Origin of the sequence: Methylobacterium oryzisoli (assembly GCF_046557895.1) — a bacterium.
Taxonomy (GTDB): Bacteria; Pseudomonadota; Alphaproteobacteria; order Rhizobiales; family Beijerinckiaceae; genus Methylobacterium; species Methylobacterium oryzisoli.
Window position 1 is genome coordinate 1856 of the sequence record NZ_JBKIBX010000016.1, and the last position, 16734, is coordinate 18589.

Consider the following 16734-nt stretch of genomic DNA (forward strand, 5'->3'; position numbering starts at 1 on the left):
CCGCCGCGGCCCTGCGCAGGGCCGCCGAGGAACTGGTCGAGGAGGCGCTTGGCGTCGAACATCGGGATCGGGCTCCGGCACTGGCGTTCGGGAGGTTCGAACGTGGGATGCCGGGGCGCCCGGACAAGGGCGGGATTCCGGGGCCGCGGCGGCGCCCTGCGGTCAGCGGGCGGCCGTCCGGCGCTCCCCGGCCCAGCGGCGCCGGGCCGTCCAGGCGTAGCGCGCGTCCCCCTCCAGGAGGTGGAGGTGGTCGCCGAGGCGGTTGCGCTCCAGCCACGCCAGCGCGGCTTCGAGGTCCTCGGCCGTCATCGCGGCCCGGGCCTTGTTGCCGGAGAGGCGCTTGAGCACGGCGTTGTAGCGGTGGGCGAGGCGCCCGCCCGCCGGGGCGCGCAGCTCCGCCTCGTCCTCCACCGCCTGGGCGGTGACCATCGCGGCGACGCGGGCGCGCAGGTGCCGCTCCACGGCGGAAGGGGGCAGGGCCGGGGCGGGCACGGCCTCGGGGCGCACCAGCGCCAGGGCGGGGCCGGGCCGCAGCATGGCGTAGCGCAGGCCGAGCGCATTGCTCTCCAGGGGGACGATGCCCTCGTCGGTCTCCGGCATCGGGCGGGGCTCGCGCGCCGCGCCCGGGCGCTCCGCTTTCGGGCGCCGCAGGGCGGTCAGCTGCTCGGCCTCGATCCGGTCGCGGAAGCGCGCGAACAGGGGATCGTCCGGGTGGAAGACCAGCGCGTGCTGGTCCTCGTAGGGGCCGGCCTGCGGATCGACGCGGGTGGCCCGGGCGATCATCTGTTCGAGCCAGGGCCGACTGCGGATGTGAGTGAGGGCGGCCACCACCGCCACCTCGGGCGCGTCCAGCCCCTCGTAGGCCATCGCCACGGTGACGAGCACGGCGGGCTCGGGCGTCAGGCGGAAGGCCGCGAGAGCCGCGGCGGCGTCGGGCTCCGAGGAGACGGCGAGGCGCACGTCGCGCTCCGCCTGGGGGCCCGGCATCCAGCCCCGCAGCATCGCGCAGTAGCGCTGCGCGCTCGCTTGGTCGGGGGCGACGACGAGGAGCTTGCCGAGGCCGCGCGCCGGCTCGGCGGCGGGCAGCCCCCGGGCGAGGCGCCGCGCGGCGCGCAGCCGGCGCGTGGCGAGGAAGGCCTCGTGCAGGAGGTCGCGGGCGAAGCCCGTGCGCAGGGCGGTGAACAGGGCCGGGCGCGTGGTCGGGCCGGGGACGGGGCCCGAGAGGCGGTGGGGGCCGACCCGCGCCTGCCCGTCCGCCCGGCCGCCCTCCAGCCAGCTCGCCTCGCCGTCGAGCGCGCCGAAATTGACCGGCAGCACCGCCCGCTCGGCGAGCGCCTGCGCCCGCGAGTAGCCGATCACCGCCCAGCCGGGCGCCGCGATGTCCGGCACGGGTGCCCGGCCCGGCTCGTCCCGGTAGGGCAGCCAGAGGATGCGCCGGCCGTCGGCCCGCTCCAGGGTGCCGGAGAGGAGGAGGCGCAGGCTTGCGTGGCGCAGGAGGGGCGCCAGCGCCCGGCTCCAGGCCGTGGCCTCGCTCGCCGGGTCGCCCTCCGCCAGCGCCGGCAGATGGTGGATCTCGTCCACGACGAGGAGCGTGCGGCGGCGGGTGATCTCGGCAAGGTGGAGCGCGGGGGCGGCGGCCACCGCCTGGTAGGTCGTGACGTAGCCGGCCAGCCCCCGGGCGGGATCGGGCGAATTGTCGGCGGCCCGCACCGAGAGGGCGTGGCCGAGGGCGGCCCGCCAGAGCGGATCGGCGAAGGCTTCTTCGGCCTGGAGGCGCAGGGAATCGCGCGGCACCACCCAGACGACGCGTTCGACCACGCCCGCCGCCATGAGCCGCGCCGCCGCGATCACCGGCAGCAGCGATTTGCCGCCGCCCGGCGTGACGGCGGCCAGGATGTCGGAGACGCCGCCGGCCTCGCCGCGCGCGAGGGCGGCGACGAGTTCGGCGAGGCTGCGCTGGTGGCTGCGCAGGGGACGGGACGGGGCGCTCACGGCGCGGCGACGCGATTCATCCCCGCCAGCATGGCGAAGCCCGCCGCGCTTGTGAATCCCGTGACGCGCGCGCCGGGAGGGTAGGCCTCAATCGCGCGAGGCCGACTTCACGCTCGACAGGTTGACCGCGACGACGCGGCGGTTCCTGGCCGCGAGCGGGTCGCCCGCGTCCTTCGGCCGGCTCTTACCGTAGCCGATGCTGATCAGGTTGGCGGCGGGCACGCCGTAATTCTCGACGATGTAGCGCTTCACCGCGATCGCGCGTCGCTCGGACAGGACCTGATTGCCCCGGTCCGAGCCCTTGCCGTCGGTGTGCCCGGCGATCAGGAAGGTGCTGCCGCTCAGCTCGCGCCGGGCGAGGGTCGCACCCAGCATCTTGACCACCGGCAGCGCCTTGGCGTCGAGGCGGGAGGAGTTGAACGCGAAGGGCACGTCGAGGTCGATGTGGGGCCGGCCGTCGGAGGCGGCGGCGAGCTGCTCGCGCTCCAGCGCCGAAAAAGAGGTCCGGTTGCGGAAGAGCTCCAGCCGGGGCGGCTCGTCGGCGCCGTTGCGGATCGCCGTGGACAGGCTGCGGGTCTGCGCCGGGGGCAGCAGCGCGCGCAGGATGTCCTCCTCGGTGAGCGCCTGAGCCCGCGCGCCGACCGCAGATCCGGCCAGCGCCGCGCCGGCCACGATCAGACCGAGGAGCCCGTGACGGGCGAGGAGGCGGGGGATCGGCAGGCCGGCGAATCCAGTCACGGGACGCTCCTGTGCAGAACCTGCGGCGCGGACGCGCCTCCGGTCCACCCTAGCACCATGTCACGGCGGACACGGCGCGCATGTGCGTCAGCGCACGCGAGGGGCGCCCGTGCAGGATCCGGCTCGGATCGGCTCAGCACCCGCCCTTGCATTGGACGCGCGCTTCGGCCGGCACGGACGCGCCCGTGAGGGCGGTTCCGGCCCCGAGGCCCAGGAGCGCGAGGACGAACAGCAGACGGACGCGACGCATGACCAGGGCCTCCGGCGCGGGGTGGAGCGGGTCGGCCCAGCGCCGACGGTGTGGCAGCCAGTAAGCCCGCCCGTCCGCCGGCCGGCAGTGCGTCCCCGCACCCGGCACGCCCGCTACTCGGCGGAGAGGACGTCCGGGGCCTGCGGGCGGCTCAGGCGCGCGGCGGATCGCACGATGGCCAGCACCTCGCGGCGCAGCTGGTCGTCCTCGATCTGCACGTAGGCGCGCAGCACGTCGATGGCGCCCTGCGTGCTCAGGAAGCCGAACACGTTGTCGTCGCGGCCTGACCCGTCGCCGGGCTCCTCGAAGAACGCGGAGACCGGCACCTCCAGGAGGCGGGCGATCTCGCGCAGGCGGCCGGCGCCGACGCGATTCTGGCCCTTCTCGTACTTCTGGACCTGCTGGAAGGTCACGCCCACGGCATTGCCGAGGGCGGTCTGACTCAGCCCCTTCGCCTTGCGCAACGCGGTGATGCGGATGCCGACGAGGCGATCGACCTCGGTAGTCTGCTTAGGCATAGAATCCCGACACCCTGTCCCACAGTCCGCACGGCACTGCCGCCGGCCTTCCGAAACCCTGCCGCGCCTCAACGGATCCCGCGAGCCGGCGCGGAATCATACGTCCCGCGCCGATGCCGGATTCGGTCGCCGCCTCGGCCCCGCCGCGACCCGATGCCGCCTGCACGGTCCGGGATATCCGCCCGCCGCGCCAAGCTCCGCCTCGATGGATCTGCCATGCAACCTAGCCTCCGTCTACACGCGACGGGTGAATTCCCAAGAGGAATACTCCCGAAAAACTACCGAGGCGACCGCTGCCGGGCGAGTCAGCCTTGACGGGGGCCGCCCGGAACCCGGCGCAATGGCCGCTTGATCGACCGAGCGGAATCGCCTTGATTCGCCCGCACCCGGGACGCGACCGTCAAGCTTCGCTCCCGCGAAGGAGAAACGCGATGTTCATCGCCATGAACCGGTTCAAGGTCTACAAGGACGCCACGGCGGAGTTCGAGCAGGTCTGGCTCGGCCGCGACAGCCATCTCGGCGAGATGCCGGGCTTCGTGAAATTCCACCTGCTGCGCGGGCCGGAGCACGACGATCACGTGCTCTACGCCTCGCACACGGTCTGGGCCTCGCGCGCGGATTTCGAGGCCTGGACCCGCTCCGAGCAGTTCCGCAAGGCGCACAGCCGGGCGCCCAGCACCAAGCCGCTCTACCTGTCGCATCCCCAGTTCGAGGGGTTCGAGGCGGTGCAGACCCTCGGCAGCGCCGCGGCGGCCGAGTAGCGCGCGGCCCCGCGCCGCCGCGCCGAGAGCGGGTCCGCTCGATCGAGCGGACCCGGTGACATACGAAATCCGATTGATCGCTTCGCGATGCGGATTTCGGCTTCGCTCAGGCGCCGCGCTGGCTGCCTGATACGAGATCCGAACTGATCGTCCGGATGTCGTATCAGGCGACCCGCGGCGGCGCGATTCGCGGCAGGAAGACCGCCAGGAGGCCGATCGCCGGCAGGAAGGCGCATAAGGCGTAGACCTGCTCGATGCCGACGCGGTCGGCGAGTTCGCCGAGCAGCGCCGCGCCCAGCCCGCCCATGCCGAAGGCGAAGCCGAAGAACAGCCCGCCGACCAGCCCGACCCGGCCGGGCAGCAGTTCCTGCGCGTAGACCAGGATCGCCGGCATGGCCGAGGCGAGGGTCAGGCCGATCGGCACCGTGAGCAGCACGGTCCAGAGAAGGTTCGCGTGCGGCAGCGCCACCGTGAAGGGCAGCACGCCCACGATCGAGATCCAGATGACCACCTTGCGCCCGAAGCGGTCGCCGATCGGCCCGCCCAGCACGGTGCCGGCCGCCACGGCGCCCAGGAAGACGAACAGGTAGATCTGCGCCTCCTGCACCGACACTCCGAAGCGATGCAAAAGATAGAACGTATAGTAGGACGTGAAACTCGCCATGTAGAAGTATTTCGAGAAGATCAGCCCCAGCAGGATCGCCACCGTGCCAACGATCCGGCCGCGCGACAACGCACCCTGGGGGCTCGCCCCGCTCCGGCGCAAGCGGGATGCGCCGCGGGCGAGGCGATCGCGGTACCAGCGCCCGACGAGGCTCAGCACCACGAAGCCGGCGAGCGCCGCGAGGGCGAAGAGCGCGATGCTGCGCTGGCCGTGCGGCACCACGATGAAGGCCGCCAGGAGCGGACCGAGCGCCGTCCCGGCATTGCCGCCGACCTGGAACACCGACTGCGCGAGACCGTAGCGCCCGCCCGAGGCGAGGCGGGCCACCCGCGACGCCTCGGGATGGAAGATCGCCGAGCCGGTGCCGACCAGCGCCGCCGCCGCGAGCAGGACCGCGAAGCTCGACGCTTGCGAGAGGAGCAGCAGCCCCGAGAGCGAGACCAGCATGCCGCAGGCGAGCGAGAACGGCAGCGGGTGCCGGTCCGTGAGCAGCCCGACCATCGGCTGGAGCAGCGAGGAGGTGAGCTGGAAGCCGAGCGTCAGCAGGCCGATCTGGCCGAAATCGAGGGCATAGGCCTGCTTGAGCAGCGGATAGATCGCCGGCAGAAGCGACTGGACCAGGTCGTTGAGGAGATGCGACAGGCTCAGGCCCGCGAGCACCGCGGCGGCCGGACCGGCCGGTGGCGGCGGCGACGCCCGCACCTCGCCCGGCATCCCGCCCCCGCTCGCCCGCGCATCCATCCGACAACCGCCCCTCTCGCGATCCTCCGACCCGGCTTCTCTACACCGGCGGCGCCCCTCGGGCTCCGCTGGCCGCCGCAGGGCAGGGTTGCCGCGCGCGGCACAGCCGTCGCGGCCCGGCGCTTGCCCCGATGGTTCCGCCCGGCCGGCGCGACCCGCGAAAGCGTCCTGTTTCGGCACGGGCGGCCCAGCGCGGCACAGCAGGCAGACGACGCGGCCCATGCGACACGAGCGGTTCCCGACCTTCGTCACACCCGGCCCGACCAGGCCCGAGCGGCGCGCCATCTGGACCGCGCTGCTGCCGCGCCGCCGCCGCGGCGCCAAGCGGCTCGCCATCGGTGGCGCGGCGGCGCTGGCCGACCTCGCGGTGATCGTCGCGACGGGTCTGGCGGCCCACCTCCTCTATCACCTGCCCTTCGCCGAAGGGGCGGTTCCGCTCGCCTCGACCCTGCAGGTCGCCCTGCTCCTCGGCCTGCTCGTCCTCGTGCCCAACGTGGCGCGCGGGGAGTACAGCATCGAGGCCTGCCTGTCGGGCCAGCCGCACCTGCGCCGCACCGCCACCCTGTGGCTCGTCGCCTGGACGCTGGTGCTCCTCGTCGGCTTCCTCACCAAGACGAGCGGCGAGTTCTCGCGGGTGGTAGCGGTGGCCTATTGCCTGGCCGGACTGCCGCTGCTGCTCGGCACCCGGATCCTGACCCTGCGCCTCGTGCAGCGCCTCGTCACGGCGCGCTCGGACACGGCCCGCCGCGTCCACTTGGTCGGCTACGAGGACGACATCCGGAGTTTTTACGCGACCCACGACAGCGCGGCGCTCGGCCTGCGGGTGATCGGGGCGAGCTACCTGCGCGCGCCGCCCCCCGGCGCGGACGAGGCGGCGCGCCGTCGCCAGTTCGGCGAGGACCTCGACCTCGCGGTGTCGGTGGTGCGCTTCCTGCGCCCCGACGACCTCTTCGTCCTCGTGCCCTGGAGCGACGGCGAGGACGTGGAGCGCTGCGTCGACGCCTTCCTGCGCGTCCCGGCCGCGCTCCACCTGCGGCCCGGACGGGTGATGGACCGGTTCGCGGATCTGCGCCTCGCGCGGGTCGGGCGGCTCACCGGCATCAATGTCGGGGGGGCGCCCCTGAGCCTGCTCGACGTGGCGCTCAAGCGCGCCTTCGACCTCGTCCTGGCGAGCACCGGGCTGGTGCTGCTCTCACCGCTGCTGATGCTGATCGCGATCCTGATCCGGCTCGACAGCCCCGGCCCCTGCCTCTTCCGGCAGAAGCGCCACGGCTTCAACCAAGAGGCGTTCTCGGTGTTCAAGTTCCGCAGCATGCGGACCGAGGCGGGCGCGACCTTCCGGCAGGCGACCCGGGGCGACGACCGCATCACCCGGGTGGGCCGCTTCCTGCGCCGCTCCAACCTCGACGAGCTGCCCCAGCTCCTCAACGTGATCCGGGGCGACATGTCCCTCGTCGGCCCGCGGCCCCACGCGCTCGCCCACGACCGCAGCTTCGAGCGGCGCATCGCGCTCTACGCCCGGCGCCACAACGTGCGCCCCGGCATCACCGGCTGGGCGCAGGTCAACGGCCTGCGCGGCGAGACCCTCACCGATGCCGACATGCAGCGCCGCGTCGAGCACGACCTCCACTACATCGACAACTGGTCGCTCTGGTTCGACATCCAGATCATCGCGATGACGGTCTTCGCCCGCAGCGCCTTCCGCAACGCCTACTGAGGGCGTCCCGTCACGGGACGGTCAAGGAACTCTGGTTCATACTCGACCCCTCCGGCGGATGACGACCAGGGGGACGACCATGAGCGAGCGGATGACCCTGACGCGGCGCGAGACCGTGGCGGGCGCCGCCGCCCTCGCGCTGCTGCCGCAGGGCGCGGGAGCGCAGGGCGCCGGACCAGTCACCGGCCAAGTCACCGGAATCGTCTACGAGGACCGCGGCGGCCTCGGCCGGCAGGGACCGGGCGATCCCGGCATCCCGGACGTGCTGGTGTCGAACGGGCGCGAGGTGGCGCGCACGGACGCCGAGGGGCGCTACACGCTGCCGGTGACGGACGAGACGGTGATCTTCGTGATCAAGCCCACCGGCTACGCCCTGCCGTGCGACGCCGACAACATCCCGCGCTTCTCCTACATCCACCAGCCGGCCGGCAGCCCGGCCTCCCTGAACCTGCGCTACCGCGGCATCGCGCCCACCGGGCCGCTGCCGGCCTCCGTCGATTTCGGCCTCACGCGCAGCGAGGAGCGCGGCGACTTCGACGTGATCCTGTTCACCGACCCGCAGCCGGAGAGCCACGCCGAGCTCGGCTTCGTGCGCGACACGGCGGTCACCCGCGCGCTCGGGCTCGGCGCCGCCTTCGGGATGACCACCGGGGACGTGCTGTTCGACGACCTCTCGCTCTACCCGCGCCAGAACCGGATCGTCGGGCGGGTCGGCATCCCGTGGTTCCACATCGGCGGCAACCACGACCTCAACTTCGAGGCGCCGGACGCCCGCCACAGCCGCGAGACCTTCAAGCGGGTCTTCGGCGCGCCGGCCTACGCCTTCCAGTACGGCGGCGTGCTCTTCCTGATGCTCGACAACGTGAACTACCTGGGTGCTGCCACCGGCACCCCGGCGCGGGGCGGGCGCTACGAGGGCCGCATCGGCGAGCGGCAGCTCGCCTTCGTGGAGGCGGTGCTGCGCGAGACGCCCCGCGACCGGCTGGTCGTGGTGGCGATGCACGTGCCGCTCCTCACCGACATGGATCCCGACAGCCCCGGGATCAACACGGTGGACCGGGCGGCCCTGCTGCGGCTGCTCGCGGACCGGCTGAGCTTCAGCGTGGCGGGCCACACTCACACGACCGAGCACCACTACCTCGACGCGTCGGGCCGGCGCGTGGCGGAGGGCGCGGACGGACACCACCACCACGTGCTCACCGCCGTCTCCGGCTCGTGGTGGAGCGGCCCGGCCGACCGGCGCGGCATCGCCACCGCCGACAGCCGCGACGGCACCCCGCACGGCTTCCACGTGCTCAGCATCACGGGGGCGGCGACCTACACCACCCGCTACGTGCCGGCGAGCGACGATGCCGGCCGCCAGATGCGGATCCTGCTGGAGAGCCAGTTCCACACGGACGACCTCGGGCGGCTGCCCGAGACGCGGCTCAACGAGCTTTTTGGCTCGCCCGTGCCGGCCGAGAGCGTGGGCGCCACCGACCTCGTCGTGAACCTCTTCGACGGCGGCCCGCGCAGCCGGGTGCGCTACCGGATCGCCGACGGCCCGTGGCAGGCGATGACGCGGGTGCGCCGGACGGACCCGTTCGTCGCGGCGCTCTACGCGCGCTTCGCGGCGAGCAAGAAATCCTGGGTGAAGGCCGAGCCGTCCTCCCACATCTGGACCGCCCGCCTGCCCGCCGGCGTGACGCCGGGCTGCCACCGCCTCACCGTGGAAGCCACCGACGAGTACGGCCGCCTCCATCGGGACGGGATGGTGCTGGAGTTGTCGGGCGGGGAGGGGATGCCCGGCCGCAGGACCTGAGGGCGGGCTCCGACAGACCTCCGCCGCCGCCTCAGCCACCGCCGGATGGACAGGGGCGGAGAACCCTTCTCCCGTGCGGGAGAAGGGCATGGGGATCGAAGATCCCACATGAGGGTCCCGGGAGGGAGCCGCAGTGAAGTGCTGAGGGTAGTGAGGGGAGCGGGACGGTTCTGATTCAAGCACGTTGTGTCGTGCTGGTCGCGGCAGCGTTCCGCCTTCCTGCGCCCCCCTCCCGGGACCCTCACGCGGGATCTTCGATCCCCTACCTCTCTCCCGCACGGGAGAGGGGATCCCGCGCTACCCGCGTGTCCTGGAACGTGCCGACGACGAGTCGCTCTACAGCCGCTTGGGGAAGTTGATCACCGCGTCACCGACGGCGTCCACCGTCTCCTTGATGGCGCGCCCGGCCGGCGCGAAGTCGGGGACCGGGAGGCCCAGGAAGGTCTTCTGCTCGGGCTCGGCCGGTGCCACGGGAGCGGTGGGCTCCGCCGAGGCGGTCTTGGTGCGCTCGGGCGCGGGCTTCTCGCGGCGCGCGACCGGCTTCGCCGCGGGTTTCGGCGCAGGCTTCGGATCGGCCTTGGCGGCCACCGCCTTCGCGGGCTTGGCGGGTGCCGGCTCGGCCGCCGCCTCGACGGGCCTGGCGGGCGCCGGTTCGGGCGCCGCGGCAGCAGGCGGAACCGGGGGCATCTCGACGGGCGCGATGGCGGCGGCCTTGACGGCCGGGGCGGGCGGCGGAACGGCGGCCTCGCTGCGCGCCACCGGAGGCGCGGGCGGATCCTTGGGCGCGACGGGCTCGGGCTTGGGAGGCGCGACGGTGCCGGTCACGAGGCCGTCCGGCGGGCTCGCGGGGGCCGGGGCTGCGGCAGGGGACGGCAGAGAAGGGGGCGGCGGAGCCGCGGAAGCGGGCGTCGCGGGCGGGATCGCCACCACGCGCACCGGGGTCTCGCCCTTGAGGGCCGGCAGCCCGTCCTTGATCTCGGGCATCTCGGCCACCGGCCCGATGCGGATGCCGGGGTTCGGCGGCGCCAACATGGTCTTCACCGCCGGGTAGGCGGCGAGCGCGATCCCGCCGCAGGCGGCCAGCCCGAGTCCGGCCATCGCGGCCAACAGCGCAGGGCGGCGCGACATGGGCCGCTCCAGCGCCTGCGCGCGCCGCTCCGACGGATCGATCTCGACGGACATCATGCTCCGCTCCCGTATCTCGTCTACCGCACCGAAGACAGGCGCGGCGAATCAGGCGCGAATTTGTCAAGAACCGCCCGATTGTCGGGAAATAGCCGTGACAACTCACGAATTCGTTAGCGATCGGGCTCGGCGGCGCGTCCGGGGCGTTCAACCCGGGCCTGTCCGCCCCTATCTTGCGTCGTATGCAATGGACGGACGAGGGCCTCGTGCTCGGGGCGCGGCGGCACGGGGAGACGAGCGTCGTCCTCGAACTGATGACGGCCGAGCACGGACGGCATCTCGGCCTCGTGCATGGCGGACGCTCGCGCCGGATGCAGCCGGTGCTGCAGCCCGGCAACCTCGTGCGGGCGGTGTGGCGGGCGCGCCTCGACGAGAGCCTGGGCCAGTTCACGGTCGAGCCGCTGGAGAGCGCGGCCGGGCGGCTGATGGCGTCGCGGCTCGCCCTCTACGGCCTGTCGCACGCGGCCGGGCTGCTGCGGCTGCTGCCGGAGCGAGACCCGCATCCGGGCCTGTTCGCGGCCGCCCGCATCCTCGTCGCGCACCTGCACGATGCCGGCATCGCGCCGCCCCTGATGGTGCGGTTCGAGCTCGCGGTCCTGGCCGAGCTCGGCTACGGGCTCGACTTATCGGCCTGCGCGGCCACCGGCTCCAACGCCTACCTCGCCTACGTCTCGCCCCGGAGCGGGCGCGCGGTGAGCGCGGCGGCGGGCGAGCCCTGGCGCGACCGGCTGCTGGCGCTGCCCGACTTCCTCGTCGACCGCGAGGCGGGCGGCACCGGTGCCACGCCGACGCCGCGCGACGTTCGTCAGGGATTTACCTTGACGGGATATTTCCTCGATCAGCACGTCTGGCAGCCGCGCGGCCTCACGGCTCCGGAGGAGCGGGAGCGATTCGTCGCACTCGGGACCGCAGAAGCGGGCTGATGTTCGTGTTATGTTCCGGCTTTCCAGCCGACCACTGACAAGTAGACGGGTTTCATGGGCAAGCCGTTCGAGCCGCCGTCCGACCGCGACGGAATCGAGAACGTCGCGCTGAAGGCGGCGCTGGAGGAGCGCTACCTCGCCTACGCGCTCTCGACGATCATGCACCGCGCGCTGCCGGACGCGCGCGACGGGCTCAAGCCCGTGCACCGGCGCATCCTCTACGGGATGCGCCTGCTGCGCCTCGACCCGACCGCCGCGTTCAAGAAATGCGCGAAGATCGTCGGCGACGTCATGGGCGACTTCCATCCCCACGGCGACCAAGCGATCTACGACGCCCTGGTGCGCCTCTCGCAGGATTTCGCGCAGCGCTACCCGCTCGTCGACGGCCAGGGCAATTTCGGCAACATCGACGGGGACGGACCGGCCGCCTACCGCTACACCGAGGCGCGCCTGACGGAAGTGGCGCGGCTCCTCCTCGATGGCATCGACGAGGACACGGTCGATTTCCGCCCGAGCTACAACGGCGAGAAGGACGAGCCGGTCGTCCTGCCGGCGGCCTTTCCGAACCTGCTCGCCAACGGCTCGCAGGGCATCGCGGTCGGCATGGCGACCTCGATCCCGCCCCACAACGCCGCCGAACTCTGCGACGCGGCGCTCTACCTGATCACGCATCCGGCCGCGACCTCCGAGCAGCTCACCACCTTCGTGAAGGGGCCCGACTTCCCCACCGGCGGCATCGTGGTGGATTCGGCCGCGTCGATCGCCGAGGCCTACCGCACCGGCCGCGGCTCCTTCCGGGTGCGGGCGCGCTGGACCAGGGAGGATCTCGGTCGCGGCGCCTGGAACGTGATCGTCACGGAGATCCCCTACGGGGTGCCGAAGGCGCGGCTCATCGAGAAGATGGCCGAGCTTCTCACCGAGAAGAAGCTGCCGCTGCTCGCCGACGTGCGGGACGAATCCGCCGAGGACGTGCGGGTCGTGCTGGAGCCGCGCTCGCGCACGGTCGATCCCGTCGTGCTGATGGAGTCGCTCTTCCGGCTCACCGAGCTGGAGAGCCGCTTCTCCCTCAACATGAACGTGCTGATGAACGGGCAGGTGCCCCGGGTCGTCGGCCTGGCGGAGGTGCTGCGCGAGTGGCTGGACCATCGCCGCTCCGTGCTGCAGCGGCGCTCGCGCTTCCGCCTCGGCCAGATCGAGCGGCGCCTGGAGATCCTGGGCGGGTTGCTCATCGTCTATCTCGACCTCGACCGGGTGATCCAGATCATCCGCGAGGAGGACGAGCCGAAGGCCGAGCTGATGCGGGTCTTCACCCTCACGGAGCTGCAGGCCAACGCCATCCTGGACACCCGGCTGCGCTCCCTGCGCAAGCTGGAGGAGATGGAGCTGAAGCGCGAGCACACGGCGCTGACGGCCGAGAAGGCCGAGATCGACGCGCTGCTCGGGTCCGACGCGCTGCAATGGAAGGCGATCACCGCGCAGGTCCGGGCGGTGAAGAAAACCTTCGGCCCCGAGACCGCGCTCGGGCGCCGCCGCACGACGCTGGAAAACCCGCCCGACACCTCCGACATCGACCTCGCCGAGGCGATGATCGAGCGCGAACCGGTCACCGTGATCGTCTCGCAGAAGGGCTGGATCCGGGCGCTCAAGGGGCACGTCGCCGACCTGTCGGGCGTGCAGTTCAAGGGCGACGACGCGCTGAAGCTGAGCTTCCCGACCGAGACCACCGCCAAGATCTTGGTCCTGTCCTCAAACGGCAAGGTCTTCACACTCGACGCCGCCAAGCTCCCGGGCGGACGCGGCTTCGGCGACCCGATCCGCCTGATGGCGGATCTCGACGACGGGGCCGAGATCGTGACGGCGTGGCCCTACCGGGCGGGCGCCAAGCTGCTCATCGGCACGAGCGACGGGCGCGGCTTCACCACCGCCTCGGACGGGCTCGTGGCCAACACCCGCAAGGGCAAGCAGGTCGTGGCCCTCGACGGCGCCGCGGTCACGACCCACTGCGTCGAGGTGGGGGAGGGGGACCACGTCGCGGCCTGCGGCGAGAACCGCCTGCTGGTGGTCTTCCCTCTCACCGAGATTCCCGAGATGGCCCGCGGCAAGGGCGTGCGCCTGCAGCGCTACCGCGAGAGCAGCCTCGCCTACCTGTCGGTGATCAAGCTCGCCGACGGGCTGACCTGGCCCGACAGCGCCGGGCGCACCCGCACCGTGGTGGGCGAGGAACTGGCCAAGTGGGTCGGCCACCGCGGCACGATCGGCGCCATGGCGCCGCGCGGCTTCCCGCGCAGCAACCGGCCGTAGGGTGGGACGCATGTCCCGCCCGCGCGGCGCATTCGTAGAGCGTGGGAATCCCTCTCCCTTGCGGGAGAGGGATTCCCACGCTTCATGTGGAGAGGCTGGCGATATCCGCCTGCAGGTCCGTCAGACCCAGGCGCCGCGCGCATCCTCCGCCGCCTGGCGGATCGCCGCGATGTTCGACGCGTAGGCGGCGGGACCGCCCTTGAAGGTGGCGGAGCCCGCGACCAGCGCGTTGGCGCCGGCCCGCACCACGGCGGGCGCGGTCTCGGCCGTGACGCCGCCATCGACCTCGATGTCGATGTCGCGCCCGCCCACCATCGCCCGCACCCGCGCCACGGTCTCGCAGACGGAGGGAATGAAGCTCTGGCCGCCGAAGCCCGGGTTGACGGTCATGCACAGCACGAGGTCGGCCATGTCGAGCACCGGCTCGACGAGGCTCGCGGGCGAGCCCGGGTTGATCGCCACACCCGCGCGCTTGCCCAGCGCCCGGATGGTCTGGAGCGAGCGGTGGAGATGGGGACCGGCCTCGGCATGGACCGTGATGATGTCGGCGCCGGCTTCCGCGAAGGCTTCGAGGTAGGGGTCCGCCGGTGCGATCATCAGGTGGACGTCGAAGACCGCATCGGTATGCGGGCGCAGGGCCTTCACCACGGCCGGACCGATGGTGAGGTTGGGCACGAAATGCCCGTCCATGACGTCGACATGCACCCAGTCGGCGCCGGCCGCGACCACGGCGCGGGTCTCCTCGCCGAGCCGGGCGAAGTCGGCCGAGAGGATCGAGGGGGCGATGACGAGGGGACGGAGCATGGGCGGGGCCTCCGCGCCGCCGACGGGCCTGGGACCGGCGCGCCCCGGCCCGGCCGATCGGCGCCGAACGGTCGGATCAGCGGCGGCGGAACTGGCTGCCACCGCGGAACGGCGGGCGCGGGCCGGACGAACGCTCATCCTTGTGACGGAAGACGAGCCGTCCCTTTTCCAGGTCGTAGGGCGACATCTCGACGGTGACGCGGTCGCCGGCCAGAGTCTTGATGCGGTTCTTCTTCATCTTGCCGGCCGTGTAGGCCACGATCTCGTGACCCTGGTCGAGTTGCACGCGGTAGCGCGCGTCCGGCAGGATCTCGAGCACGAGACCCTCGAACTGCATCAGCTCTTCCTTCGCCATCCATACTCTCCACCCGGCGGCCGTCGCGTGCGGCGCTCCGGGAGCGATCAATCGAAATCCAGCGCGAGGCGGTCGAGGCGAGGAGCACGGCACGGGGGAGCCGGAGGCTTGAGGCCTGCGAACGCGACTGTGCATGTAAGGTGGGGCGCAGGCTCGCGCAAGCCATGCCGGTGAGGTATCCGGCCGGCTGTCAACACCTGTTCAATCCGAGGTGGAAGAGCGCGGACAGCTTGGGGAACCCTTCTCCCGTGCGGGAGAAGGGCATGGGGATCGAAGATCCCGCACGGGATCAGAGATCCCCTGCCCCTCTCCCGCAAGGGAGAGGGGTTCCGGTGCGCTATGAGCTTACTGGGTCGGGATCTCGTTCCCAGTGTAGTCGATGCGGCCGTCGTTGCCCTTCTTCCACATGTACATCACGTAGTCGGGACGGGTGATGTCGCCCTTCTTGTCGTACGAGATGTCGCCGATCACGGTCCTGAACGCCTTGCCCGAGTGCATGACGTCGGCGACCTTCTTGCCATCGGTGGACTTGGCGTCCTCCATCGCCTGCTTGAGGATCTGCACGGCGGCGTAGGAGTAGAGCGTGTAGGCCTCGGGGTCGTAGTTGCGGGCCTTGAAGGCCGCGACCACGTCCTTGGCGTTGGGATTCTTGCGGGCGTCGGGCGAGAAGGTCATCAGCGTGCCGTCCGAGCCCGGGCCGGCGATCTGCGCGAACTCCTTGTCGGTGATGCCGTCGCCGCTCATCAGCGGGGCGTTGAGGCCCTGGTCGCGCATCTGGCGCACGATCAGGCCAGCTTCGGTGTGCAGGCCGCCGAAATACACCACGTCGGCCTTGGCCTGCTTCAGCTTCGAGACCAGGGCCGAATAATCCTTCTCGCCCGGGTTGATGCCCTCGAACAGCACGTCCTTGCCGCCCTTGGCCTTCAGCGACTTCAGGGTCTCGTCGGCGAGGCCGCGGCCGTAGGGCGTCTTGTCGTGCACGAAGGCGATGTTCTTGCCCTTGAAGTTCTGGGCGAGGTAGCCGCCCGCCACCGCGCCCTGCTGGTCGTCGCGGCCGCAGGTGCGGAAGGTGTTCCAGAGCTTGCGCTCGGTGAATTTCGGGTTGGTCGAGGCCGGGGTGATCTGCACGATGCCGGATTCGGCGTAGATCTCGGAGGCCGGGATCGACACGCCCGAGTTGAAGTGGCCGACCACCGCCTTGACGCCCTCGGCCGCGAACTTGTTGGCCACCGAGACGCCCTGCTTGGGATCGGCCGCGTCGTCGGCGACCACGAGCGTGATCTTCTGCCCGTTGATGCCCCCGGCCTTGTTGATGTCGGCCACCGCCTGCTCGGCGCCGTTCTTGAGCTGCGCGCCGAAGGCGGCGCTGGAGCCCGTCAGCGGGCCGGCGACCCCGATCTTGATTTGCGCCTGAGCCGTGCCCGCCCAGGCAAGGCCGGCCGCCAGGGCGAGACCGGGCAACAGCGTGCGTTTCATCGGTGTACTCCTCTGGATCAGACGTCTCGGTCTTGGTGGGCCGCCTCGCGGCCGTGGGCCCGGAGATTCCCCCGGAACTCGTGAAGTCTCGCGCGCCGCAGGCCCGAAGTCACGGCGGAAATCGGCCTCAGGCGGAGGCGCGCGGGCGCCAGCCGAAAAGGCCCGCGCGCTCGTAGAGCCAGCGGTACTGCGTGGTCATCTGGCGGGCGCGCGTGGCGCGGAAGCCCGCCGAGCCGATGAGGAGCAGCACCGCCGCGTCGACCGCGTAGAAGTGCGGCGACACGAACGTGCCCTGGAACAGGGCGAAGTGGATGAAGCGCACCGCGACCCCGAGCAGGAGCAGCGCCAGCACGCATTGCCAGTAGGGCCGCCAGCCCAGCGCGATGCCGCGCGCCATCATCCAGGCGGCCCAGCCCCCCATCACCACCGTGACGAGGAGGAAGAGCCAGATCGTGCTCTCCTCGTAGAGAATGCCCTGCACGGTACTCACCCTGCTGCGGATGCGAGG

At 72.0% G+C, this 16734-nt stretch carries 14 protein-coding genes; 5 read left to right on the plus strand and 9 right to left on the minus strand.

Going from position 1 to position 16734, the window contains the following annotated elements:
• Positions 1-162 precede the first annotated feature (162 nt).
• The 3 genes from ACKUB9_RS16840 to ACKUB9_RS16850 all read right to left on the minus strand — a co-directional run bounded on the left by ACKUB9_RS16840 (position 163) and on the right by ACKUB9_RS16850 (position 3498).
• Positions 163-1992, minus strand: a complete 1830-nt coding sequence (locus ACKUB9_RS16840; RefSeq protein ID WP_407524645.1) for a DEAD/DEAH box helicase — start codon at positions 1990-1992, stop codon at positions 163-165.
• 87 nt (positions 1993-2079) lie between these two features.
• On the minus strand, positions 2080-2730 hold the full coding sequence (locus ACKUB9_RS16845; RefSeq protein WP_407524643.1) for an OmpA family protein: 651 nt from the start codon (positions 2728-2730) through the stop codon (positions 2080-2082).
• Positions 2731-3093: 363 nt separating this feature from the next.
• Positions 3094-3498 carry a helix-turn-helix domain-containing protein gene (locus tag ACKUB9_RS16850; protein ID WP_407524641.1) on the minus strand — a complete coding sequence of 135 codons (405 nt, stop codon included), beginning with the start codon at positions 3496-3498 and terminating at the stop codon, positions 3094-3096.
• 431 nt (positions 3499-3929) lie between these two features.
• Here ACKUB9_RS16850 and hmuQ point away from each other — a divergent pair, with 431 nt between their 5' ends.
• Positions 3930-4259: a heme-degrading protein HmuQ gene (hmuQ, locus tag ACKUB9_RS16855; RefSeq protein WP_407524639.1), complete on the plus strand. Its 330-nt coding sequence runs from the start codon at positions 3930-3932 to the stop codon at positions 4257-4259.
• Between the two features lie 163 nt (positions 4260-4422).
• Here hmuQ and ACKUB9_RS16860 read toward each other — a convergent pair whose 3' ends face one another.
• Positions 4423-5664 carry an MFS transporter gene (locus ACKUB9_RS16860; protein WP_407524637.1) on the minus strand — a complete coding sequence of 414 codons (1242 nt, stop codon included), beginning with the start codon at positions 5662-5664 and terminating at the stop codon, positions 4423-4425.
• A gap of 220 nt (positions 5665-5884) precedes the next feature.
• Here ACKUB9_RS16860 and ACKUB9_RS16865 point away from each other — a divergent pair, with 220 nt between their 5' ends.
• Together ACKUB9_RS16865 and ACKUB9_RS16870 are read left to right on the plus strand one after the other, a co-directional pair.
• Positions 5885-7381 (plus strand): undecaprenyl-phosphate glucose phosphotransferase, encoded by a 1497-nt coding sequence (locus ACKUB9_RS16865; RefSeq protein ID WP_407524635.1) that lies wholly within the window; start codon positions 5885-5887, stop codon positions 7379-7381.
• 79 nt (positions 7382-7460) lie between these two features.
• On the plus strand, positions 7461-9182 hold the full coding sequence (locus tag ACKUB9_RS16870) for a calcineurin-like phosphoesterase C-terminal domain-containing protein (RefSeq protein WP_407524633.1): 1722 nt from the start codon (positions 7461-7463) through the stop codon (positions 9180-9182).
• A gap of 336 nt (positions 9183-9518) precedes the next feature.
• Here ACKUB9_RS16870 and ACKUB9_RS16875 read toward each other — a convergent pair whose 3' ends face one another.
• Entirely contained in the window at positions 9519-10367 is an 849-nt protein-coding gene (locus tag ACKUB9_RS16875; RefSeq protein WP_407524631.1) for a chemotaxis protein CheA, read from the minus strand.
• A 182-nt stretch (positions 10368-10549) separates the two neighbouring features.
• Between ACKUB9_RS16875 and recO the strand changes: the two genes are divergently transcribed.
• Both recO and parC read left to right on the plus strand, forming a co-directional pair.
• Positions 10550-11290, plus strand: a complete 741-nt coding sequence (recO, locus tag ACKUB9_RS16880) for a DNA repair protein RecO (protein WP_407524629.1) — start codon at positions 10550-10552, stop codon at positions 11288-11290.
• Between the two features lie 54 nt (positions 11291-11344).
• Complete coding sequence (parC, locus tag ACKUB9_RS16885; protein WP_407524627.1) at positions 11345-13591, plus strand: DNA topoisomerase IV subunit A; 2247 nt, start codon at positions 11345-11347, stop codon at positions 13589-13591.
• Positions 13592-13711: 120 nt separating this feature from the next.
• Here the strand turns inward: parC and rpe are convergent, their stop codons facing one another.
• From rpe to ACKUB9_RS16905, 4 genes are all read right to left on the minus strand, one after another.
• Positions 13712-14395, minus strand: a complete 684-nt coding sequence (gene rpe / locus ACKUB9_RS16890; protein WP_407524625.1) for a ribulose-phosphate 3-epimerase — start codon at positions 14393-14395, stop codon at positions 13712-13714.
• A 76-nt stretch (positions 14396-14471) separates the two neighbouring features.
• A complete protein-coding gene (infA, locus tag ACKUB9_RS16895) occupies positions 14472-14750 on the minus strand; it encodes a translation initiation factor IF-1 (protein WP_012335131.1) in 279 nt (92 codons plus the stop codon).
• Positions 14751-15095: 345 nt separating this feature from the next.
• Positions 15096-16226: a branched-chain amino acid ABC transporter substrate-binding protein gene (locus ACKUB9_RS16900; RefSeq protein ID WP_407524623.1), complete on the minus strand. Its 1131-nt coding sequence runs from the start codon at positions 16224-16226 to the stop codon at positions 15096-15098.
• Positions 16227-16353: 127 nt separating this feature from the next.
• Positions 16354-16707, minus strand: a complete 354-nt coding sequence (locus ACKUB9_RS16905; RefSeq protein WP_407524621.1) for a DUF6867 family protein — start codon at positions 16705-16707, stop codon at positions 16354-16356.
• Positions 16708-16734 lie beyond the last annotated feature (27 nt).